Source organism: Bacillus cereus group sp. BfR-BA-01355, from assembly GCF_022663675.1.
Lineage (GTDB): Bacteria > Bacillota > Bacilli > Bacillales > Bacillaceae_G > Bacillus_A > Bacillus_A thuringiensis_S.
The window spans coordinates 86,827-112,294 of sequence record NZ_JAKUFY010000003.1 but is presented as its reverse complement, the minus strand read 5'-3'; the positions used below and the strand labels follow the sequence as shown (position 1 = coordinate 112,294).

The following is a 25,468-nucleotide window of genomic DNA, read 5'->3' as shown; positions in this document are numbered from 1 at the left end:
AGATAAGTTGAGGGGAAATGAAAACATATCAACGAAAGAAAAGATTTTGAATACAATATTGGAGTTAATTAAAGACGAAGGTTTGTAAAGGTATTCATTGAAAAAACGTTTATAAAATAAACTTAATCACCTTTACAAACAGTATGGTGTAATGAAATTTTTGTGGTATTTTATGTATAATTTAATCAGAATGAGAAAATTAAAGTATCGCTTATAAAGGAGATGAGAAAATGGAGTTATTATAAGAATTAGTTATTTTAATAAATTAAAATTTTAATTGTTTGAGAAAAGGGTGTGGAGTTAGTTGGATGATTTAACAGAATTATTAAATATAGTAACGAAAATGGGGGTTATTCCATTCTTAATCCCAATTATCTATTTTATGATTAATAATTTTAATATTACAGATATTGAAAAGAAATTTTTAACTAATTTTCAAAGACTGCAAATCTTCTTAGCTAATATTTTAATAATTTTTTTTTGGAAGTATTTCCATGGCATTTCCTTTATATAATGAGTTTGGAGAAGAGAATGGTAAGAAATTATTTTTTTACTACTTAGTATAAAACCCCCTTATATCTTTATATATTTATATAATAATTAACTTATTTAAAAAATTAATCCTACTGCATCTAAAATGTTTGTTAATTAAGGGGATATAGAATGGAGAATAATGAGGATTATCAGTAAATCTCAGGTGGTGTTAAGTAGGAACGGTAAAGAAGATGAGGGATGTTACGGAAGGATAGAAGCCTAGGAGAAACTGATTATTACAGTTATTCTCTTAGACTTTTTTTATTTTTTGGTAAGAATAATATTGGAGGTGTTAATGAAATGAATAAAAACTGGATGAAAGTATTCATTGCAGCTTTTTTTGAAATTTTTTGGGTTATTGGTTTAAAATACGCAGATAACTTTTGGGCCTGGACTGGAACTGTTATTGCTATTATCATTAGCTTCTATTTAATGATAATGGCCGGACGAAAAATCCCTGTAGGAACCGTATATGCAGTTTTTGTAGGGATAGGTACAGCAGGAACTGTTTTTTCAGGAATCCTATTTTTTGGAGAAGAATTTAAGTTGAGTAAAATTCTATTAATTTTATTCTTACTAGCAGGTGTAATTGGTTTGAAATTAGTTACTAAAGATAAAGTTGAGAAGGAGGGCGATTCCTAATGGCATGGTTGTTTTTAATTCTAGCTGGTTTATTTGAAATGCTAGGGATTTCAATGATAAACAAATTGCACAATGATCGTAGCTGGAAATCCTTACTTTTTCTAATTTTTGGATTTGGAATAAGCTTTCTATTCCTTGCTTATGCAATGAAAACGCTCCCTATGGGAACAGCATACGCAGTTTGGACTGGTATCGGCGCTTCAGGTGGGGCGATCTTAGGCATGCTTCTATATGGAGAATCAAAAGACTGGAGACGAATCATTTTTATTGCTATGGTTTTAGGAGCAGCAATCGGTTTAAAGCTTGTTTTATAAAAGATCAAGCCGTTTTTTCTTGGATTTCCCCCGTTAACAAATTTATGAGTATAAAATCAAAATCTAGGTGTATCAATTTTAATTTTAACTACAGGGGTCTCGTCATATCACCATCAAGTTAAGATAAACAAATACCCTAAAACGAGAAAATGTACATCTCCAGGTGAAAATGTACATTTTTTTGTTTTAGGGTGTTATAAAATTCTTAAGTTGATGAATGTGTGTCGTGCCCACTATAAAGAAATTAAGTTCATCTTTTTTCTCAATATGGGTATATAATGTAAAGCTTTATAATTATTTACACAGCGGTGTTTTGAATAATATCAAACAAAAAATCGATGGGGGTTTTTAATGCCTAAGGAACTTCAAATACCTGTTGTAATAGGTTGTTATCCAACTTGAATACAGAAAAGAGGAGTCCTATATGAAAATTGAGTTGTTAGAGAAAAAACATATACAAGAGGCAACGGATTTGATTGCAACAGCCTTTGTACAGAATGAACCATTAGTAAGTTATATACAAGTTCCCTTATTTTCCTATAAGAAAATATGTGAAGAAATGGTGGCCCGAGCTATTCAGCAAAAGATGTCATGGGTAGCTATGAAGGACGATGAAATGGTGGCAGTCATTTTATGCCGAAAAGCGGAGAGACCGTTAATAGATAAACAAACAGCAATTCAAATATGTCCACCAGTCGCACCCATTTTACAACTACTAGCAGATTTAGAAGCAAAATCCGCGGAATTTTTACAATTACCCAAGGGAAATTTGATTTATTTTGATATGGGAGCCTGCCATCCAAAATGGATGGGAAAAGGAATCATGAGCGCCATCAATATGCTCATTTCTCATGCTGTAACATTAATGGCGGAGAATCAATCAAATATTATCACAGCATGTACCAATAAAATCTCTAATAAACTATGGACAAGACAATATCAAGCGATTCAACTGAATGAGATTGTATATGATTCATTTTGTTATCAAGATAATTATCCGTTTGCTGGCATCACTTCTTCCACAGAAGCCCAATTATTATATATGCCGACTGCTCACATTATTGAGGGACTAGCAAAACAAAAAAGACGTTCTCATACTCGTATATAAACATTTATAGCCAACGTATTTATAACAAAGATACTAAAAAGAATAGCTAACAAAATCATTTGAAGAAGGGTGTTTTTGCCCATCCCTCAAGAAGGAAGACTGCTCTTACGTTAAATACATGGTCAGAATGTCAGTACTTGGTTACCGCCGCATCGCCAGCAACTTAAGAAATTGATTGTTCCCCAAAACGATTACCATAAACCTTTACCAAAAGTATGTTGCACAGACACAGGGTTTAATTGTTACAAAAATGTTACTACACGTACAATTTTCTCGAAATGGTAGGGTGCCTCCAAATGGAAAATAGCAGGATTTTTGTTAGCATGCAATAATGCATGTTCATTCAGCGAAAAAATCTGGTAAAATCTAAGCACCTGTTCTATTTTTTTCAGTTATCTTGGAAACCTTACTTCTTAATTACCCAAATGGGAGGCGCTTTATCGCGTCTTTTTTTTATTTTCAAAAGGATCGGCTTAATTTCTTCTTAGGGCCGTATTTTAATTTAAATGTGATACGATAGTTGTATATAGACAACAATGAGAGGCAGCAAGTATTAGAAGATAAGTAGATAAAATTAGGGGGCGCATTTCATGTATAACTTACAAGAAGATATGTATGAACAATTGAAAGAGAAAAAAGAGGAAGTTACTGTGTTTTTAAAGAATGGCGTTCCAGTACGTGGGCAGATCCTTGCAATGGATAAATTCACCGTTCTTATGATTGCTCATGGTAAGCAACAACTAGTCTACAAGCAAGCAATTTCCACAATTCTTAAGTAATTCTTTTTCCTTTTTCGAGGGAAGAGGAAAAAACAAAAAAATAGAAGATTGAGATCAATCTTCTTCAAAAAAAGGAACAGATGACAGATTACTACTCCAACTCTTAATCAATTATATATAAGCGTATAGTAATATTCAATCCATTATGAATTTTCTCAACATATTTGTCTTGTTTTTAAATTATAATATAAGTAATTCTTTTTATTATTATATATTTGTTCTTTTCTGTTGCAGAATCCTTATGATAAGGATTCTTTTTTTATATCAAAAATCACAAATAAAAAAAGATAAGATCGGGAACAGAATCTTATCTTTAGCACAAGGAATAAACAAAAGGAATAACCATCATATTTTTATGATACTCCAATTTTTGTTAATTTTTAATATTAAAACCATAATTGATAAGTATATCTATATTGAGAAAATTATTACAAAATTAGTTATAAATGATTCAAAACTCCAAAGTAAACTTTTACCCAAAAGTTTACTTTCATTTGACATAATGTATAAATTCAGCAAATACTCCCTTTTCAGATATTTAGGAAAAAATACCCAAGAATGATTTTCTTTTTAGTTATAAAAGTTTTAATTCTTATATAAATTCATAAAGAAATTGATTTTTTCATAAAATATTTTTTGGAAAGGGGTGATTTTTTTGATCACTAACTTGATAATTAATGGAAGCTTTGAAAGTGGAACTCTTGCTCCGTTCATTACAACAAATGTACAAATTGTTAACACAAATAGTCATTCGGGCATCTATAGTGCAAGCTTAATTGGGGGAGAAGCTAATGCTCAGCTCATACAAGCAATCCCTATACCTCCAAATGAAAGTTTTGAATTTCTTATTTCACTTGCTAAAATTGGGGGTGCTCCAAGTCCTCCGCTTTCTATTAAACTTGCTTACTATTATAATTCTATTTTTTTGGAACAAGGCTTAATTATGAGTATTCCACTAAATCATCTTCCGAATGGTAATCAAAGTAATTGGTTAGAGATATATCAAATTACTTCTCCGTCTCCACCTTTAGCAGATAAAGCTATATTACTTATTTATAAAGAAGGACAGGCTGGGAGTTCCAGGGTACTTATAGACGATGTAGCTTTACAGTACGTCACAGCTCTACCGATCGGAGTAACGGGACCATCAGGAGTAACAGGAGTAACGGGAGTAACAGGACCAACCGGAGATACGGGACCAACTGGAGACAATAGTTCAGGGATAACAAACTATTTATATACTTATGATACAACTAATCAATTAATTTCAGTAGGAAGTGCTATTACCTTCAATACAAATGGACCTATAATAGGATCAGCATTGACACACATAGCAGGAACTGAAAATATTATAATTAATATAACAGGAACATATGTAGCTGAATTTAATTTGACAGCTGTACAGGCAAATCAATTTTCTTTTGCACTGAATGGTACACCAATTCCAGGGGGAAGATATGGTACAACTGTAAACCGTATTCAAACCACAGGTAATGTTGCTTTCACAGTTACAACTGTCCCTTCTACATTAACTTTGGTTAACAATACTTCTACAACAGGAACTGTAACCCTTTCGAATAATGGAGGAGGAGCTTTGACAGCAGTGTCTGCTAGTATAAGTGTTTTTCGAATAGGATAAATAATCGAATTTTCATGTTAATTCTCAAAAAATCTTTAATACGTACTCTAAAATATTCATTTTCAAATTATAATATAAGTAACTCTTTTTATTGTTATATATATGTTATTTCCTGTTGCAGAATCCTTATGATAAGGATTCTTTTTTTATATCAAAAATCACAAATAAAAAAAGATAAGATCGGGAACAGAATCTTATCTTTAGCACAAGGAGTAAACAAAAGGAATAACCATCATATTTTTATAATACTTCAATTTTTGTTAATTTTGAATATTAAAATCATAATTGATAAGTATATCTATATTGAGAAAATTATTACAAAATAATCTATAAATGATTCAATACTCCAAAGTAAACTTTTAGCCAAAAGTTTACTTTGGAGTTTTAAGTCTACGGAAAAGGCATAATCCCTTTGTTAGATCTTAATCCAGCTATTAGTTTATACTTAAAAGCAGGGTGAATACCTTTGTTTTTAGTGAATCTATATTACATTTTTAATGGAAATAAACAAAAACTTTTTCTTATAAAAATTTTGTTTTATTAAGGAAATAAAATATACTAGACTATAAATCAATTTATAGAATGAGGTATAATACATTGAATAAACGAAATATTTTTATAGGTGCTGCAATGAGTAGTATTTTATTATTATCTGCATGTGGTAATTCTGATAATCTTGTTACATCGAAATCAGGAAATTTGACACAAGAAGAATTTAATAAAAAGTTAAAAGAAACAGCAGGAAAACCTGTTTTACAACAAGTAATGTTAGACAAGATTTTATTAGATAAATATAAAGTTTCAGATGATGAAGCAAAGAAAAAAGTTGAAGAATTAAAAAAACAAATGGGCGATAATTTTAAATCCTATTTAACACAAGCTGGTGCTAAAGATGAAGATGATCTTAAAACAAAAATAAAAACGCAAATAGCCTTTGAAAAAGCTGTTAAAGCTTCAGTTACGGAAAAAGAAATGAAAGATTACTATAAACCAAAATTAAAGGCAAGTCATATTTTAGTAAAAGATGAAAAAACAGCGAAAGAAATAAAAGAAAAATTAAATAATGGAGAAGATTTTGCAGCATTAGCAAAACAATATTCAGAAGATCCTGGTTCAAAAGAAAAAGGTGGAGAATTACCTGATTTTGGTCCAGGTGAAATGGATTCTAAATTTGAAGAAGCTGCTTATAAATTAGAAGCTGGACAAGTAAGTGATCCAATAAAATCTTCTTATGGTTACCATATTATTAAATTAACAGAGAAAAAAGAGTTAAAACCTTTTGATCAAGAAAAAGATAATATTCGTAAGGAACTAGAACAGAAGCGTTCACAAGATCAACAATGGCAACAACAATTCTTTAAAGATTTATTCAAGAAAGCAGATATAAAAATAACAGATAATGATTTAAAAGATACTTTTAAAGAATTTGAAAAATAAAGCTATGTACAAAAAAAATAACCCCTAGGGGTTATTTTTTTGTACATAGCTTTAAACTAATGAAATAAAATCTACTTACTTGCCTTAAGAATAAGTAGGGGTGTTTATTTCATTTATTTATTATATCATCTTATATCTTAATTATTTATTTGTATAAAAACTAACTATGTTATTGTCATATTTATGTTAAATAAGGACTCCCGCCAGATCGTTATCAATCTAAAATTATGAAGTACCCCCATTATGAAAATTTTATATTTTCGCAGCTAAAGGACAAATAAAAAAGGTCCTTAACAATTTATTAAGGACTGCGGAATAACACCGCAATTTGGGTTGAAACCCAATCAGGTTGTAGAAAATAAATCGCGATTATGATAGCAATTGTATTCCCAAAAGCAATGTTTTAAATGAATTTTAGCATACCTGTAATTATATTAGTATCAACAAAATATGGATTGGATTACAAATAACGGTTTCGAATATTAGAAAAAGTTTTAAAGTTAATAAACTTTAAATATAAATATATAGCTTTTTGTAAGAATGCACCATTCCTCTCTATTTACCTATAATTATATTTTCCATAATTTATTATGAGATTGATATTATTTAAAAGTCTTTTGTATAAAATATTTAATTGGAGTTTTTAGGAATACAAACCTTGATAATCTCTGTTATTTTTTAATTCGCATAATTTTCTGAAAATAAAATCCCACATGTTAAGATTTGTTATATAATGAAATCAAGCCATATGTAAGATGGTTTCTCCGTTACGAGTAATGAGGTAGTTTGATGCACCTTTTATAAATTATCTGAAAAAGAACTTGTAGGATTCCTACAAGTTCTTTTTGCTTTACTTATTGTATTTAGGGTAGAAGCTTTTTAAATATAGTACAAACAATAATAAAGTATTTATCGCTAGTTTGCTAACTAAAACTTTGCGATACAATTAATGTATTAAAAGCTATGAAGAAACATGACATAAGCGTTCTTTATTTTGTAAATTTATTAAACAGTATGAAGAAGCAAAAAAAGGGAACCCTAACGAATAATTAATGAAAATTAAGGGGGTACCAAATGGAGCAAAAAATACAGGTAACAATTGGGGATTACGTTCAATTTTTTTATCGTAAAAATTCTAATTTACAGTTAATCGGATATGTAGTGAGTGTTCTACAGAATACAATTGTAGTAGATATTACAGAGGTAATGGGAATTGAAGTAGATGATGTTAGGCAAGTAGTAAAACATGGTTGCTATAATAAAGTGATTCATAAGCAAATCAAAAATAATGTTTCATAAAAATTGCGCTTAGATAAATCTAGGCGCAATTTTTATGATGAAGTTACTGGATTTTTTGAGATGATGAATACCAGCTGTTTCGTCTTCCATAACGTGAAACCACAGGTAGTAATTATTAAGGCACACCATTACCTCACTTGTTTTCCTTGAATAATCAACTATTTTGTTTCGATTTTTGATATGTTATTGTATTTTTCTTAATTAACTAGTAAATACGTTATTGTTTGACTTGAACTAAGACTTTTCCATGTTCTCTAACAGCAAAAGCAATTACTTTAAAATTTCTAGACAAATCAACTATTTGATATTCAAAATTTTCATGATTCAAAGTAGACGGATGAATAAAAATAATAGGTGTTAACTATGTAATACAAACTACTACCGTCTACATCTACCATTGGCATGTATGGAATCACCCCGAAAATTTAATAAAAGTTACTAATTCCATATGTATTTCAATCTTTATAATTGATCTTAGTAGCAAGAAATATGTTCAATTTCTTTGAAATTCATTATATCTTTCATTTTTCATAAAAATTTATTTTTATTTTAATCATAATTTCTATTGTTTTAGTAAAACATAGAATTGATGTGAAAAAGGAGGAATAAAATATGCAATTAGCTACACATGAATTACGTGATTTAAGTGAATTAATTGCTGGTTGTTATAATACAATTAACATGATGAGTACATACATTCAGCAAGCACAAGATCCAGAATTAAAACAATTATTGCAACAACATTTTCCATTACATGTGCAGGATTATAATTTAAAAGTTGAATTCGTACAGAGTCAAAGTGAACCAAATATTGAAAAATTTCAGCCATCTAAGTTAACGTCTGTACTATCTTCTTACTTAAAAGCACCTGTTGAAGAGTTGCCACCTGTTACTCCGGATGTAAACGGAGTAACACCTAATGACCGAGCAATTGCAACTGGATACTTATTAAATCAAAAGTCGGCAGCTTTAAATTATGCTGGTTCTGTATTAGAATGTGCAAACCCTAGCTTAAGAACATTCTTAGAAAATGCTTTCTTAAATAGTGGTAGACATGCATACGATGTCTGGCAATATATGGTCAAAAAAGGATATTATCCATTATCTACAGCTCCAGAATCAGAAGTGCAAACTTTAGCTAATATATACCAACCTGTTAATCAATCTTTTTAAGCATACAATTAATTTTGAATTCATGTAATTTGATTTAAATACTGTTAAGAATCTTAATTTAAAAAAAGAGGATACTCAATTAGAAACCGCTTGTTTTTTACTTAGGAATTTTTTATTTCAAATGGCCTGTTAGGATGTTAAATGGTGAGTAGTTCAATTTGATATAAAATAATAAAAACCAAACAAATATTTGTTTGGTTTTTATTATTTTATATCAAGAGAGGCAATTTATTTCAAGTATCTAGATTGCTTCATATAAATAAATTTCCCAAGCCGATGTCTTTGATGTAAATATTTTTTCAAGAGATAAATTGTTTTCTGCTGTATTTTCAATTGGGACAGCAGAAAATATGTAACGACCACCCATTTTTTTGAAATGCTCTATATTTAGTTCTACATTTTTCAAGCGTCTGTTCGATTTTTTTGTAAACATATAGTGTTTTCCAAGTTCCTCGGTGAAAATATAACAGCGGCCACCCCATTCGTCAAAATATGTACGAAGCGTTTCATTTTTCGCTAGTTCCTTCTCGATTATTTTTCGGAATTCATATTTATACGATAGAGGATAAAAATTATTGTATGTATCAAGTGTATAGAATCCATTGTACTGAGCGATAGCAGGATGTAAACCAATATTAGCGACACGGTACTGTTCCAAAGGTAAATCGATATACTCTTTTATCTTCTGGAATTGTTCTTCTGCAAAAAATTCCTTTACTGAAGGTTTATTTTGAAGAATAATTTCCTCATTATAAAAGCTTAACAAAATAATTTGAGCAATCACAAAACCTGTTACAGCGGGTCTCCATATTTTCCCTTGTAACCATAAAACTTTTAATCCAAGAGCGAATAAAACATAGATAACTAACGGGCGTAAAAAATGATAACGTGCAAAATTAAATGTATCTAAAATGTGAAAACGTTTTGTTAATGGAAGCCAACCTTTATAAAACCAAAAAGCATACCAAATTGACAAAGCTATGTTAAACAAAAACAAAAAAACAAAGACTTTTTCTTGCTTCCATTGTTTCTTAGTAATGATAAAATACAACGCAATAAGTATGACAGGTAAAATAACAAATGTATGGACTGTCATGACATGGGTATGTCCTAGAAGGAAATTTTTCAATGTGAGGCGGAGAGATCGCCATAACGATAATCTTGCATGAAAATATTCATCTCTACTGTTAGGTGCAGTAGATAAAAAGAAGGAAGATACTAAGCGATATTCTACAATCATGTAAATGAGCGTCATATAAATAACTGAAAAAAGAAAACGAAAGTTCCATTCTTTTTTTATTACTAAGTCCACTAACCAAAGGACTCCCATTCCGCTTAAAAAAAAGAAAAAACCTAAAACAATACTCGAGTATAGAGGAATAAGAGTGAGTACGAAATAGTTCTTCCACGACCTTTCTCCTTTTCGAATATTTAAAAATGCCCAAAGTGCAAGAGGCATTCCGAGAGTACTAAGCATTCCTGACGGCCAGAAAGGAGTAAGAGCAAAAGCTAATGAAACTCCTACTGCAATGACCCTCCATTCCTCTCTAGGTAAAAAATGTTGTTTTAAAAGAATATACATCCCTATAAATGCAACCACTCTTGTAATCGTTTGACTCAATGCATACGCAACCATATTTGGAAAAAAAGCATACAACCAAACGATACCACTAAATTCCGTACTAAATGCGTTTCTTGACAATTGATTGTTTATCACCTGTGGAATGGTAGCATCAATCGGACCTATTATCTCTCCGCTCCTTGCCAAAACCTTATACCAGGACAGATTGGAATCAAGATTATCATGAACGCGAATATGCGCATTTTCTCCAAGAATAAATAAAGGAGACAAATAAAGAATGAGTATGATTGCTGCAAAAACCAGTAACTTTATTTCTTTGTTATTCTGTTTTAAAAACATTGAAAACACCTCGAAAAATTTCAAAAAGTTTATTTATAAAATTTCCTAAACGAAAGAAATTATTCCTGGGTTAATAAGATGTTGTGATTTATATAAATTAAGAAACTTCTTGTATAAACTTAAGTGTGAAAGAGGGAAGAATACCGGAGGGAAATGGATTTACTTCTTAATTTTGATTATTTTTATAAAAAAGAAAAATCTTAACAGTTAAGTGGCTCAAAGACTAGATTGCAGCCATTATTTAATCTAAATAAAGAAAAGAATTATGGCAGTGAAATACACGTGCTACAATTCTTTTTAGTATATTTAAGATTTATTCAATTTGTCTTTATCGTCTACAGCTATATCCTCTTCTATATTTACAGTCTCTTTTACAACATAGATTGGTCGATTCTTACTTTCGTCATAAATACGAGCAATATATTGACTGACAATACCAAGGCCAAGAAGTTGCACACCACTGAAGAATGTGATAGCAACCATAAGTGAAGCCCATCCAGTTTGAATATCTTGTCCAATAAATTTAACAATAACTGAGTATATTAAAACTGCAATAGAAATTAATACAGAAATTAAACCTAAAGTCATAACCATTCTTAGTGGCTTTGTAGAAAATGCAATAATACCATCTGAGGCAAATCTCATCATTTTCTTTAAGGGATATTTTGTTTCACCCGCAAAACGTTCATTTCTTACGTATTCAATATATGTTTGGCGGAATCCAATCCAAGACATCATTCCACGTACGAAACGATTTCGTTCTGTCATTTGTTTGAATACATCTGCTACTTTACAATCAATAAGACGGAAGTCACCTGTGTCTTTAGGAATATTAATATCAGACATGAAATTTAAGAAACGGTAGAAATATTTAGCTGTTACAAGTTTAAACCAAGTTTCACCATCACGCCGTTTTCTTTTCGCGTAAACAACCTCATAACCTTCTTCCCATTTTGCGATAAGTTCTGGGATGACTTCAGGTGGATCCTGTAAATCAGCATCAATGATTACGATAGCATCACCTTTAGCAACATCAATTCCTGCTGTTACAGCTATTTGATGTCCAAAATTACGAGCAAAGTTTATGATTTTAGCACGAGAATCTTCGGCTGAAATACCTTTTAAAATTTCCATCGTCCGATCGGTACTACCATCATTTACAAAGATAAATTCATAATCAATATTATTTTGTAGCATAACAGACTTTAAGCAATTATAACATTCTTGTGCTACTTCTTCTTCAAAATACATAGGAACGATAATTGAAATAAGTTTCTCCAAGCTTTTATCCTCCTTGCAGTAGGAATATATTAAATTATTGCAAATGATTTTGCTTGTTGAATGTCCAAAGTTTATTAAGGAAAAAATTCATTATCATACCAACACTGATAGAAACAAGTTGTGAGATAAACTTATTTATAAAAAGTTTATCAACTAATATGAATAAATTAATTGTATTAAAAGTTAATACAATTATATTTACGGTTAGGAATTTCAAAAATAATGATATCTCTTTATTTTTGAATTCAAAAACCCAATTTTTATTCCAATAATAACTGTTAATAACACCAATTAAATAAGCAAAGCAGTTAGCGGTAAGGTAATTAATACTAACTTTAACCAAAGCTATGTAGCTAATAAGTGTGATAAATGTATTTAATATTCCTATCAAGCTAAACTTTAAAAATTTCTTCATAATGTAGTATCCTCATTTTTATAAAAGATATAAAAAATATATAATGATAATTTGCAGTTTTTTGTATAAATCAATGATTACTTTAAGGATGCATTAGGGATTACCATTTCAAAAAAGAAGATTGTACGTTTAGACATAAATGAACCGGTTCCCTGTAAGATAAAGAACCGGCTATCTATTTACTGTTGCTTTGATGGGATTTTTGTCTTGTAATGGTGATGATTATTAGTTTGATTACCATGTCTCTTTTGGTTGTTAGGTGTAATTTCATCAGCAAATTCCATATTTGCTAAATTTACTTTGGATGGAATAAATGATCTTGTTTTATTTTGAAAACCTTGGAACGTATGTTTTATAGGTTTCATCATACTTGAATTACGTGTTGCCAATACCCCTAAAACTGTTCCTAATCCTAGTAAAGAAGCCCAAATCCATCCTTTATTGTTCTTCTTTTTATTTCCGAATAACTCAAGTATTCGTTGGATTATTTTCCTATAATTCAATGATGACATCAAAAAGTTAAGTATATTCAATTTTGTCCCCCCTATAAAAAATCGTAAAAAGAAACACTAGGTTCATTTCCACATTATTTATAATGCGATATTTTATAGAAATTTATAATACCAACTTATACTAATAATTCTTGATTTTTAAATTGGAACCTTTAATGTTACCAGAGTATTTTTGTGAAAATATGTAAAAATATTTTATGTGAAATTCAAAAATGAGATGAAAAGCTATATATTATTGAACTGGAATTTTATAAATTCTTTTTTAATGCCGGTTATGTAATGTCGAGAGGGTGAGTAACGCAAAAATCGAGCCTACTAAGGCAAGTGACATATCCCATTGTGCATCCCATATATCGCCTTGCATACCTAAAAAGTCTTTTGCTGCTTTTCCTCCCTTTGCTAGTTGAAAAGCTAACCATTCAATGATTTCGTATAATGCAGCAATAGCAAGTGAAATACTTATACTAATCGTAATTAACCAAGGGCCTTCGGTTAGTTGAGTTTTCCGTAATAAGATTTCTCTTATCACAATGATAAACAAACCTTTTATCAGATGTCCAAATCGATCGTAGTGATTTCGTTTTAAATCAAAAATATCTTGTATCCAATTAAAAAGAGGCACCTCTGAGTATGTGTAATGACCACCGACAAACATTGTTATGGATAATATTGTAATAATCATATAAGAGAGAGTGGTGAGACGAAACTTATTGTACGTTGTAATTACAATGAATAAACCGAAAATAGCAGGGATAGCTTCTGTTGCCCATGTCGAGTATTTTGCGGGGTTAATAACAGACCATATAAAAACAGCGATAACAACCAATAATAAAAATAGGTGAATCACTGTACGTTTGTTTCTTATCAATTTTTTCACTCCTATTGAAGTTTTTTGTTTAAAGTATTTGAAAAAAACAATTTCGTATACAGAGTAATTATGATTGTTAACTCCCTTTTCCATTTTATGATAGGCTTACAGATATCTTAAAATCTTACCTTTTCAATAATTATATTTAATTTTAATTGGATGTATGGGAAAAATACTGAAAAAACTTCAGCATATTCTTTTTTTAAAAGTAGATGATAATAGCATAAATATTTAGCTGAAAGGAGGAATAATCCGTGAGGAAAAGAAAATATTTACTTGCTTTTATGTCTACTGTTTTATCTGTAGGTTTGTTATGTGGTTGCAATGGAGTTGATGAAGATGAGCCAGATCCGACGGAAGAACCTTCCGAAGAAATTCGCGAAAACAATAATCAATAATAGCCTAGTATAGGAGTTATCATTAATATACTGTTATCAAACAGCCTAATTGGAGTAGAGCAATATGAAAAGTGATTAAGTAGAATATTCCCCTGTATAGCATCATTATTTAGTCCTGATTCCATGCGTTTGAAGTTAATATATATTGAAAAGATCCTATTAAGGATTCTTGTCAATTTCTCATAAGTTTTCAGTTTATTCGGAAGTTTATCGGTTTTAATTTTACAGTTTAGTGAAATAGTGGGTTTGAAGATAATATAAAGTGTCTGCAGGACAATAGTAATGGGTATAAGATGAAAATATTGTATGTGCATATCAAAACATAACGGAAAATCAACAACATGAACGGAAAGATAAACAGTACTGTAGCATATGAAATTATTTGATCTGTCTTAGGAGTCGTACAAAGCGAAATTGTAAGTCAGCAATCCTAGAAATAAGTTTGCCTTCGATAGTAAGCGCTCCACTAACAATGTTCATCCTCAATATTTTCTTAAAACGTTTGAATGAATTCACTTATAGATCCTCATCTAAACTAAAAAATTTCGCATATAACTTTATTTATGTTTAAAGTTTAAAAGCTCACCATAGATGATTTATAGAGAATGCAATTATAAATGCAAGAAAATCCAATTTAAAATTGAAAATTCGTTCTATTTTGGTTAGATATGGAATAAATGAATTTTATTTCTCAATATTCACTGTATGTCACTTTTTTGTTTTTTTCTATATGATATTGGAAAAAGTATGCTTAATTTTATAACATAAATCCCCTACAAAATTATTACTCTACAAATTAATTTCTTAAAGAGAACTTCTTGTGAATATGTTACTAACTACATAACGTGTAATATTAACAGAATTATTACCAAAGTATTAGGTTTTTAGAATAAAAATGAGTGCTCAAAATATCATTGAAATCCAGGAATAGAAATGTAATTAAAATTTTTTGTTTTCTGTCAGGTATGTAAATCACTTTAGCTACTTTATGGGTAATTTCATGTGTTTTTTCTTTTGCTTAAGTTTATGAAATAGCAGTATTAGCTCTAAGTATTGTAGCTAAGAGTATGTAAAGCATAGAAAATCCGAATTAAACAAAATAGGAGGAAAGTGAAAATGAAGCATCAAGATGATAGTAAAACTGGTTTGGAAATAGCGATTATTGGAATGGCAGGTAAATTTCCAGGTGCAAATGAAATAAACCAATTCTGGGATAACCTAAAAAATGGTGTTGATTCAATTTCTACATTTACTGAAGATGAGTTAATTAAAGAAGGTGTTAATTTAGATGTTTTACAACAGCCTAATTTTGTGAAAGCAAAAGGGTATTTGAAGGAAGTAGAATATTTTGATGAATCCTTTTTTGCTTATACACCTAGAGAAGCGAAAATAATGGATCCCCAAATCCGTATGTTACAGGAAACAACATGGGAAGCATTAGAGATGGCAGGTTATAATCCATTTGATTATGAAGGATTAATAGGGTTATACGTAGGAGCATCTACTAATTTTAATTGGATGAAGCACACGCCATTATTAAACAGTGATAGTGTGGTTGAGTTTTCAGAGGCGGGTACTCTTTCCTATAAAGATGCAATTTCAACGCTTACATCCTATAAGTTGGGACTTAAGGGACCGAGTTTTACATTGTATACAGCTTGCTCTACATCTCTTTTGAGCATTCATCTGGCATGTAGATCATTGTTAACTGGAGAATGCTCTATTGCAGCTGCAGGTGGAGTATCTATAACGTATCCTAAAAAGAATGGTTATAAATATCATGAAGGAATGACAAGTTCACCTGATGGAAAAGTACGTACTTTTGATGCAGAAGCCCAGGGTGCAGTTTTTAGTGATGGTGTAGGTATGGTAATACTAAAGAGATTAGAAGATGCGATTGCTGATGGAGATACGATATATGGTGTAATTAAAGGATCAGCAGCAAATAATGATGGAGGTCGAAAAGTAGGCTATACTGCTCCGAGTGTTGAGGGACAGGCTGAAGTAATTCAAGCAGCACATAGTTTTGCTGAAGTTGATCCTTCTACTATTAGTTATGTAGAAACGCATGGGACGGCAACACCATTAGGGGACTCTATTGAAGTAGAGGCTTTAAAGAGAGCGTTTCAAGATGTGGACAAGAAATCGTTTTGTGCAATTGGTTCTGTAAAGAGTAATGTAGGTCATTTAGATACAGCTGCAGGGGTAACGGGACTTATAAAGACAGTTTTATCTATGAGACATAAACAACTCCCGCCAACTTTAAATGTGAAGCGCCCTAACTCGAAAATTGATTTTATAGATAGCCCATTTTATATCAATACAGATTTGGTGGATTGGCAAAGTGATGATAATGATCCTCTTCGAGCTGGTGTAAGTGCTTTCGGATATGGTGGAACTAACGTTCATATTGTACTAGAAGAAGCTCCTAAAGTTAAAAGTTCTGTTTCTACTAGAGAGAAAAAACTAATGGTTCTTTCTGCTAGATCAAAAGAAGCTTTAAATAATGCTACAGTAAATTTGGTTCAATATCTGGAATCTAATAAAGATGTTGAATTAGCAGATGTAGCATACACATTGCAAACTGGCCGTCGACCATTTCCGTATAGAAGAGCGGTCTTATGTAAGGATATAGATAGCGCCATAGGCAATTTAAAAACAGTTAAAGATTTTCACGTGAAAATGCAAGAAAATCCAGATTTGGTATTTGTGTTACCTAGCGAATACTCATCAATTATTGAGAATGTAAAAGAACTATACCAAAAGGAACCATTATTTTTACAAGTATTTGAGCGTAATATGACTGATGCCCAAATGTATACTGGAAAAGCATTGAAAGAAGCATTCTTTAAAGGAACAGATGATAGCTTGGTTGAAGATTTAACCTTTTTCGTCTGCTTGCAATCGATTATTGATGTATTAATTGAATGTGATGTACGTCCTTCTAACATTATTGGTACAGGCTTAGCTGGAATGGTTTCAGATATTTATAATAAATCTTTTAAGCCAGAAGGTGTCCTGAATCAATTAGTTGAGAACTATACAGAGTTACAGACAGAATGGACGCATGGAGAAAAAGTAGAACTTCTAACACAAGTTAAGGATGTAGATCCTAATTCTGTGATTGTACATATTGGAGAGTTATTAAATTCTGAAATTAATAATAATCAGATTATTTTACGAGACGACTTGTTAGAGGTATTGGGACAAGCGTGGGAGTTAGGGGTAGAAATTAATTGGAGTAAACTGTATGAAGAGGAATATAGATTACGTATTGCCTTACCAACTTATCCTTTTGAGAAAAAACGATATTGGATAGATCCAGCTGAACAGCAAAATATAACTAATAATGAAGAAACATCGATAAAGAAACGTTCTAATATAGCTGAGTGGTTCTATACTCCAGGGTGGATGGAAAAAGAAATTGTAGATGTAACTAAAGGATCTACTAAAAGTTGGTTGTTATTTTTAGACAATGAGCATATAGGCTTAGCTCTTAAAGAAAAACTTGAAAGAGATGGACATCGTGTTATAACAGTCGGTGTGGGTCCTTCATATAAAAAGATTAGTTTAAATGAATTTACAATATGCCCTACTGAACAAGAAGATTATTATCAGTTATTTAATGAGCTACAAAAACAAGAATGTTTACCAGAGGAGATTGTTCACCTATGGAATGTCGATAATAAGGATTTAGGTATCGAGACCTTAGATACTGGATTCTATTCATTAATATCACTTGCAAAGACAGTTAGTAAATTTAATTTACTTTATCCTATCAATATAAATGTTATGACGAATAATATGCAAAAGGTAGTAGGAGCCGAGTCTATTATTGCAGAAAAATCTACTCTTTTGGCTCCTATAAAAGTATTTCCGCAAGAGTATCCAAATATTAGATGCCGTAGTGTAGATTTTATGTTGTCTGATAATGAAGAAGCATTAATATCAAACTTATATTCTGAGATTCAAACGGACATTATTGACACTGTAATAGCAATTCGAAATAATACTCGTTACATTCGAATTTATGAGCCTATACCTGATGAAAAAGTAAGTGAAATGCTAGTAATAAATGAAAATGAATCAGCTTCAAAAATTCCGAATATTCGATCGGAAGGGGTTTATTTAATTACTGGTGGAATGGGAGGAGTAGGCCTTAAATTAGCAGAATATTTGGCGCGTACAGTAAAGGCTAAACTAATATTAGTTAGTAGAACAGCTCTTCCTGATCGTGAAGAATGGGATCAAATTCTTCAATCACAGATTGAAAATGAACAATTATGTCAACGTATTAACCATATTCAGAAGTTGGAGTCATTGGGAGCAAAAGTAATGACAGCTGTTGCAGATGTAGCTGATGAAGAGCAGATGAGAAACGTGATTCATCAGGCTGAGGCTAATTTTGGTCACATAAATGGGGTAATTCATGCAGCAGGTGTCTTACGTGTTAAATCAGCTCAGTGTCCAATGGAAAAGATAAGTAGGATTGAATGTGAAGAGCAATTTCTTCCTAAAGTACATGGTGTGCTAGTTCTTGATAAGTTATTGAGTAATTATGATCTTGATTTTTGTTATCTTGTTTCATCACTTTCACCTATTTTGGGTGGATTAGGTTTTGTAGCCTATTCAGCAGCAAACCTTTACTTAGATAGTTTTTCAGACAAAGTGAGTAATACATCTAATAATCGATGGACTAGTATTAACTGGGGAGATTGGCAGTACACGGGAACTGAACAGGTTAATAAAATATTCAATGCTCAAAGTATAGAAGCACTTGAAATGACATCTGAGGAAGGGCAAAAAACATTCCAATGTGTGCTTGGTTTAAGTGGTTTAAATCAGGTAATTATTTCTTCAGGAGATTTAAATAAACGTTTTGATCAATGGATCAATCTGAATTCTCGTAAACGAATTTCTGAATTGGAAACTCAAACGAAAACGGGAGATAAGTTCAGAAATCAAGATGAAGTAGAAGAAATAATTATAGGGATTTGGAAAGAGTTTTACAGTGTTGATACTGTAAATGTAAATGAAAATTTCTTTGATCTTGGTGCAACTTCACTTCATATAATTCAAATTCATGAGAGATTAATTAATAGATTAGAAAAACATATTTCAATTGGAGTTATGTTTGAGTATCCAAGTATTCGTTCTTTAGCGAAATACTTAAGTGGAGATAAGCAAAAGAATCAAGTTAAACAAACAAAACGATTTAATCGAAAAACGAAAGAAGATAACGATATTGCAATTATAGGAATAGATGGGCGTTTTCCTGGAGCACAGAATGTAAATGAATTCTGGAATAATATAAAGTCTGGTACAGAGTCTATTCAATTTTTTACAGATGAAGAGTTAATTGAATCTGGTGTGAATCCTATGGAAGTAAAAAGCCCTAATTATGTTAAAGCGAAAGGGTATTTAGAGGGAACTGATAATTTTGATGCTCCATTCTTTGATTATACACCTCAAGATGCATCGTTAATGGATCCGCAACTACGAGTATTTCATGAATGTGCGTGGTCTGCCCTTGAACATGCTGGATATAATATCGAGACATACCCGGGCCTAATTGGTGTATATAGTGGGGCATCTCCTAACTTATATTGGCAAGTGTTATCTACTCTTTCAGAGGCAAATGAACCAGCTGGACAATTCTTAATTTCATTACTTAACGACAAAGACTCGCTTAGTACTCAAATTTCTTACAAATTCAATCTAAAAGGACCAAGTATGAATATCTTTACGGGATGTTCAACATCATTGGTGGCTATTCATAATGCATGCCAAGCGTTATTACAGGGGCATTGTGATATTGCCATAGCTGGGGGTATTACATTAACTCAACCTGAAAAAGCAGGTTATACCTACCAAGAAGGAATGCTGTTTTCTTCAGATGGTCATTGTCGTCCTTTTGATGAAAATGCAAATGGAATGCTTTTTGGAGACGGAGTTGGCATTGTTGTCCTGAAGCCTTTACAGGACGCTATAAATGATGGAGATACTATACATGCAGTGATAAAAGGAACGGCGATCAATAATGATGGGAATCGGAAAATTGGTTACACTGCACCTAGTGTAGAGGGCCAAGTAGAAGTTATTAAAATGGCGCAACATGAAGCAAATATAGAACCTGAGTCTATTTCCTATATTGAAACACATGGAACTGCTACTAAACTAGGAGATACCATTGAGATCAAGGCGCTTAGTGAAGTGTTTAACTCTATTGAAAAACAATCTGTACCAATTGGATCTGTTAAAGCAAATGTAGGTCATCTAAATGCAGCGTCTGGTGTTGCTGGTCTAATTAAAACGGTCTTTGCGATGAAAGATCAGGTTCTTCCGCCAAGTGTGAATTTCACAAAACCAAACACGCAAATTGGATTTGAAAAGACACCTTTTTATGTAAATCAACAATTAAATGAGTGGAAAGAGGATAATAAACCATTACGTGCAGGTGTTAGTTCATTTGGTATTGGTGGTACAAATGCACATATTATTTTGGAGGAGGCACCAAAGCTTGAAGCAACCTCAAATAGTAGACCATACCAGATGTTAATGATTTCGGCAAAATCGAAAGATGCTTTGGATCGTATGACTTTGAATTTAGGAAATCACCTTGAACAGAATCCTCATTTGAATTTGGCAGACGCTAGTTATACATTGCAAATTGGACGTAAGGAATTCAAGCATAGGAGAGCTTTAGTTTGTTCCAGTACTCAAGAAGGAATTGAACAATTAAACCAGCCAGACGGAAGAAGAGTACAATATGCAAATGTAAAAGAGGAACATCCTAAAATCAACTTCCTGTTTTCTGGGAACGGATCGCAATATGTAAACATGGGGTTAGAATTATACGAACAAGAGGCAATTTTCCGTGAAGCTATGGATGAATGCTTTGCAATCCTTCAATCTGTTACGAATGTAAACATGAAAGAAGTGTTATACCCAACTACTTTCAGTATTGATGAGGCAACGGAAAAATTGAAAAAAATGGAATTTAGTCAACCGATTCTTTTCGCGTTTGAATACTCAGTTGCGAAACTATTAATGGGTTGGGGAATTAAACCTGAAGCAATGATTGGATATTCATTTGGCGAATATGTGGCTGCTTGTTTAGCAGAAGTATTTACTTTGGAAGATGCATTTAAATTAGTTGTAAAAAGAGGTCAGCTAATGAGTAGTCTCCCTGCAGGGGTAATGCTTAGTGTTCCGCTTCCAGAAGAGGAATTAATTCATTTAATTAATTCTTTTGAAAAAGAATATCAACATACCATTTCTTTAGCGGTAGTTAATGGTCCAGCTTGTATAGTTTCTGGGACAGAAGAAGCAATTGTAGATTTTGAAAATGAATTAAAGAAAAAGCGTTTAATGTGTATGCGAGTAACAATAGAAGGAGCAGCACATTCACACGAACTGGATTCAATTCTGGACGAGTATGCTTCCTATGTTAGTACATTGACACTTAGAGAACCTAAAATACCTTATTTATCAAACTTGACTGGTACTTGGATACGACCTGAAGAAGCAACAAACCCAGTTTATTGGGTAAAACATATGCGTGGAACTGTTCGATTCTCTGATGGAATTCAAGAGTTGAATAGCGACAATACAAGTCTATTCATAGAGATTGGTCCTGGAAATGACCTTAGTAGGCTTACTAGTCGCCTTTTAGACTATGAAAATGGTAATGAAAGAATATTTAATACGGTTCGATCTGTTCAACAAGATGTATCAGATATGTATTTCTTATTTAGTCACATCACTCGAATGTGGGTAACAGGTATTTCTATAGATTGGGAACAATTTTATAAAGATGAGAAGAGAAGACGTATCCCATTACCAATGTATTCTTTCAATAAAATATCTTATAAATTACAAGGTAATCCGTATGATTTAGGTCAAAAGCTTAATAGTAAGCAATCTAAAATTAGTAAGAATAACAACATTTCTGAATGGTTCTATACACCGCAATGGAAAAGTTCTACATTGTTTGAACCAAATCATGATGTGAATGAGACATGGATTGTTTTTGTGGATCAAGAAGGATTAGGTAATGAACTAGTTAAGGACTTATTAAATAAAGGGGAGAGAGTAGTTACAGTAGAACCTGGCTTTGCTTTTAATAAGGAGAATAACGATCGTTTCATTATAAATCCTGAAGAACGTACAGATTACGTTAAGTTATTGGATGAAGTACAGGAAATATGTGGTTTACCTACAAGAATAGTTCATATGTGGGGAATTACGGATGAGGAAAGACAAGCCTCAATTGAATATGTAAATTGTAAACAAAACTTAGGATTCTATTCAATTTTTTACTTAACTCAGGCACTAGGAGACAAGAATATCTCTGATTCAATCTCAATTCGAATTATTACAAATGGTGTTCAACAAGTGATTGGTGATGAAGAATTAATTCCAGAAAAATCAACTGTACTTGGAACGTCATTAGTTGTTCCACAAGAGTATTCTTATCTTTCTTGTTCAAGTGTTGATGTTGTTTTACCTCTAAACAAAGAATGGAAGAGCAGGTTAATAAATCAATTAGTAGAAGAATGTCTTTCAAATACGAATGATAAGATGATTGCTTATCGAGGAAATAAAAGATTTGTTCAAACTTACGAGCCTTTACAACTAGAACAGCCAGCTAAAGAGAAACTGCCGTTACGAAAAAATGGAGTTTACCTTATTACAGGAGGACTCGGAGGTATTGGTACAATTCTTGCGAAACACTTGGCTCAAACTGTACAAGCCAACTTAGTTCTTCTTACACGTACAGGTCTGCCAAATCGTGATGAGTGGGATATGCATTTGAAGGAAAATACGATGTATTCGGACAGAATTCGTAAAGTTTTAGAGATAGAAGAAACGGGATCTAAAGTTTATGTACTTGCTGCTGATGTTACAGATCAATCACAACTATACGAAGCAATTCATAAGGCAGAACAAGAATTTGGAAAGATTAATGGTGTAATTCATGGTGCAGGTATTCTTGGTGGAAAGACTTTTAATTTAATTCAGGAACTTGAAAAAGAGGACTGTGAGGAACAATTTTCTGCAAAAATTTATGGTCTTCTCAATTTAGAAGAGTGCTTACGAAATAAAGATTTAGATTTTTGTGTTCTAATGTCTTCAATTTCAGCGGTCTTAGGTGGATTAGGTTATGTATCATATGCTGCTTCAAATATATACATGGATGTTTTTGCACAATATATAAATCGTTATTCCAACCTGCCTTGGATAAGTGTCAATTGGAGTGATTGGAAATACTGGGATGATGAAGAAAAAGATATGCAGATAGGTGCAAGTGTACATGAATTATCTATGACACCTGAAGAAGGAGTTCAGGCTTTTAATATAGCACTGTCATGGAAACAAGGGGAAGTACTGATTCATTCTCCAGGAGAACTGCAAGCGCGTATTGATCAATGGGTGTTATTAAATTCTTTCAATGATGAGAAGGAAGAAGAATTAGATTCTACGTTATACCATTCTAGACCACAACTCTTGACTGAATATGTAGCACCTCGTAATGAGGTAGAAGAAAAGCTTTCAAAAATTTGGAGAAATATATTTAAAGTTTCAGAAGTTGGTGTTCATGATGATCTTCTGGAACTAGGTGGAGATTCACTTAAGGCTATTACTATTGTTTCAAAAATTCATAAAGAGTTTAATGTTGAAGTTCCTATTAAAGAACTCTTTACTCTATCAAATATTGAGAAACTAGCAAATTATATTTCAAGGGCAGATAAGAGTGAATTTGATGTTATTGTTCCAGCTGAACCTAAATCTCATTATCAGCTTTCTTCAGCTCAGAAGAGATTTTATGTATTACACCGATTGTATCCAGAAAGTACAGCTTATAATGATACTTCCGTTATTCTTTTGAATGGAAAATTAAACATTGAACGTTTAGAAAAGGCGTTCACTCAATTAATTAAGCGTCATGAGATATTTAGAACTACTATTGAAATGAAAAATGATAAACCGGTACAAATTATTCATGATCATGCTGATTTCCATATTACTCAAATTAAGGGCTTTGAATCTGAAGTGGAACAAATAATTAATGAGTTTATTCGCCCATTTAATTTTAATAATGCTCCATATTTCCGTGTAGGGTTAATTAGATTGGAAGAACAAAAACATATTTTAATTATTGATTTACATCATATAGTAACTGATGGAGTTTCCTATGATATTTTCGTTAGAGATCTATTTGCGCTTTACTCTGGAGAGAAATTACCAAGCTTAAAAATACAGTATAAGGATTACTCAGAATGGCAGCAGAGTGAAAAAGAAAAAGAAATTGCTCTCAAACATGAACAGTATTGGCTAGAGCAATTTAAAGATGGTGTACCTGTCTTGAATATGCCTACTGATTATACAAGACCTGAAATATTAGATCTGAAAGGTAGTAAAATATCCTTTATTATTGATTCAAATGTTACCAAGAAAATTAAGCGTTTATTAGCAAAAGAAGAAACTACATTATATACGCTAATGCTCTCTGTATATAATATTTTGCTAGGTAAATATACTGGCCAAGAGGATGTTGTTATTGGTTCACCAATTACTGGTCGCCCACATGCGGATTTACAAGATATTATAGGAGTATTTGTAAACATGTTAGGGATAAGGAACTATCCAAGAGCTGAACAAAGGTTTACTCAATTCCTATTTGAAGTAAAAGAACAGGTCTTACAAGCATTTGAACATCAAAAATGTCAATATGAGGACCTGGTTAATCAATTAGGACTTCAAGGAACGTATAATAGGAACCCACTTTTCGATGTTTCATTTGTTATGCAAAATATGGATGAAGATCATATGTTTATCGATGGTTTAGAACTAAAGACATATGATCACGACTTTAAGCGCGCGCAAATGGATTTATTGCTAAGAGTGGTTGAATTGGAAGATACAATTGAACTGACTATGGAATATGCAACCTCTTTATATACTAGGGACACGGTTCAAAAGTTATGTGAGCGTTATGTTGAGATTTTTGAACAAATTGTAGATCATCCTGAAATTTTATTAAAAGATATTTCATTTAAACAAGAAATTCAAGAACTGCAACCAGTTAAGGTATCAGTAGATTTTGGGGATTTTAACTTTTAATTGATTATTGTCAGGAGTGAG

Annotated in this window: 15 protein-coding genes and 2 pseudogenes; 11 read left to right on the top strand and 6 right to left on the bottom strand. The window is 31.8% G+C overall.

Annotated features, from left to right (window positions below; all coding sequences use genetic code 11):
* Positions 1-7 precede the first annotated feature (7 nt).
* The 8 genes and pseudogenes from MR167_RS02125 to MR167_RS02090 all read left to right on the top strand — a co-directional run.
* A pseudogene (locus tag MR167_RS02125) lies at positions 8-82 on the top strand (TetR/AcrR family transcriptional regulator); the annotation flags it as partial.
* Between the two features lie 752 nt (positions 83-834).
* The gene (locus MR167_RS02120) at positions 835-1,176 is read left to right on the top strand and encodes a DMT family transporter (RefSeq protein WP_242313826.1); all 342 of its coding nucleotides are present in this window, start codon (positions 835-837) and stop codon (positions 1,174-1,176) included.
* The gene (locus MR167_RS02115) at positions 1,176-1,490 is read left to right on the top strand and encodes a DMT family transporter (RefSeq protein WP_242313817.1); all 315 of its coding nucleotides are present in this window, start codon (positions 1,176-1,178) and stop codon (positions 1,488-1,490) included. Before MR167_RS02120 ends, MR167_RS02115 begins: the two co-directional genes overlap by 1 nt.
* A 424-nt stretch (positions 1,491-1,914) precedes the next feature.
* Complete coding sequence (locus tag MR167_RS02110) at positions 1,915-2,598, top strand: hypothetical protein (protein ID WP_242313815.1); 684 nt, start codon at positions 1,915-1,917, stop codon at positions 2,596-2,598.
* 590 nt (positions 2,599-3,188) lie between these two features.
* The gene (gene hfq, locus MR167_RS02105; protein WP_242313814.1) at positions 3,189-3,377 is read left to right on the top strand and encodes an RNA chaperone Hfq; all 189 of its coding nucleotides are present in this window, start codon (positions 3,189-3,191) and stop codon (positions 3,375-3,377) included.
* Between the two features lie 655 nt (positions 3,378-4,032).
* Positions 4,033-5,016, top strand: a complete 984-nt coding sequence (locus tag MR167_RS02100) for an NTTRR-F1 domain (protein WP_242313812.1) — start codon at positions 4,033-4,035, stop codon at positions 5,014-5,016.
* Between the two features lie 597 nt (positions 5,017-5,613).
* Complete coding sequence (locus tag MR167_RS02095) at positions 5,614-6,453, top strand: peptidylprolyl isomerase (RefSeq protein ID WP_242313809.1); 840 nt, start codon at positions 5,614-5,616, stop codon at positions 6,451-6,453.
* A 1,074-nt stretch (positions 6,454-7,527) separates the two neighbouring features.
* Entirely contained in the window at positions 7,528-7,752 is a 225-nt protein-coding gene (locus MR167_RS02090; protein ID WP_242313808.1) for a DUF2187 domain-containing protein, read from the top strand.
* Between the two features lie 203 nt (positions 7,753-7,955).
* On the opposite strand, the pseudogene MR167_RS02085 reads toward MR167_RS02090, so the two are convergent.
* A pseudogene (locus MR167_RS02085) lies at positions 7,956-8,156 on the bottom strand (alpha/beta fold hydrolase); the annotation flags it as partial.
* A 208-nt stretch (positions 8,157-8,364) separates the two neighbouring features.
* Between MR167_RS02085 and MR167_RS02080 the strand changes: the two are divergent.
* Positions 8,365-8,925, top strand: a complete 561-nt coding sequence (locus tag MR167_RS02080) for a spore coat protein (protein ID WP_242313806.1) — start codon at positions 8,365-8,367, stop codon at positions 8,923-8,925.
* 241 nt (positions 8,926-9,166) lie between these two features.
* Here MR167_RS02080 and MR167_RS02075 read toward each other — a convergent pair whose 3' ends face one another.
* The 5 genes from MR167_RS02075 to MR167_RS02055 all read right to left on the bottom strand — a co-directional run bounded on the left by MR167_RS02075 (position 9,167) and on the right by MR167_RS02055 (position 13,922).
* Entirely contained in the window at positions 9,167-10,846 is a 1,680-nt protein-coding gene (locus MR167_RS02075; protein ID WP_242313804.1) for a DUF6044 family protein, read from the bottom strand.
* Positions 10,847-11,152: 306 nt separating this feature from the next.
* Positions 11,153-12,127: a glycosyltransferase family 2 protein gene (locus MR167_RS02070; RefSeq protein ID WP_242313803.1), complete on the bottom strand. Its 975-nt coding sequence runs from the start codon at positions 12,125-12,127 to the stop codon at positions 11,153-11,155.
* Positions 12,128-12,161: 34 nt separating this feature from the next.
* Positions 12,162-12,542, bottom strand: a complete 381-nt coding sequence (locus MR167_RS02065) for a GtrA family protein (protein WP_242313801.1) — start codon at positions 12,540-12,542, stop codon at positions 12,162-12,164.
* 179 nt (positions 12,543-12,721) lie between these two features.
* Positions 12,722-13,075, bottom strand: coding sequence for a hypothetical protein (locus MR167_RS02060; RefSeq protein WP_242313799.1), 354 nt, complete (start codon positions 13,073-13,075; stop codon positions 12,722-12,724).
* 241 nt (positions 13,076-13,316) lie between these two features.
* A complete protein-coding gene (locus MR167_RS02055) occupies positions 13,317-13,922 on the bottom strand; it encodes a DUF2238 domain-containing protein (protein ID WP_242313797.1) in 606 nt (201 codons plus the stop codon).
* 254 nt (positions 13,923-14,176) lie between these two features.
* Here MR167_RS02055 and MR167_RS02050 point away from each other — a divergent pair, with 254 nt between their 5' ends.
* Positions 14,177-14,320, top strand: coding sequence for a hypothetical protein (locus MR167_RS02050; RefSeq protein ID WP_001231640.1), 144 nt, complete (start codon positions 14,177-14,179; stop codon positions 14,318-14,320).
* Positions 14,321-15,436: 1,116 nt separating this feature from the next.
* The gene (locus MR167_RS02045; protein ID WP_242313795.1) at positions 15,437-25,447 is read left to right on the top strand and encodes a type I polyketide synthase; all 10,011 of its coding nucleotides are present in this window, start codon (positions 15,437-15,439) and stop codon (positions 25,445-25,447) included.
* Positions 25,448-25,468 lie beyond the last annotated feature (21 nt).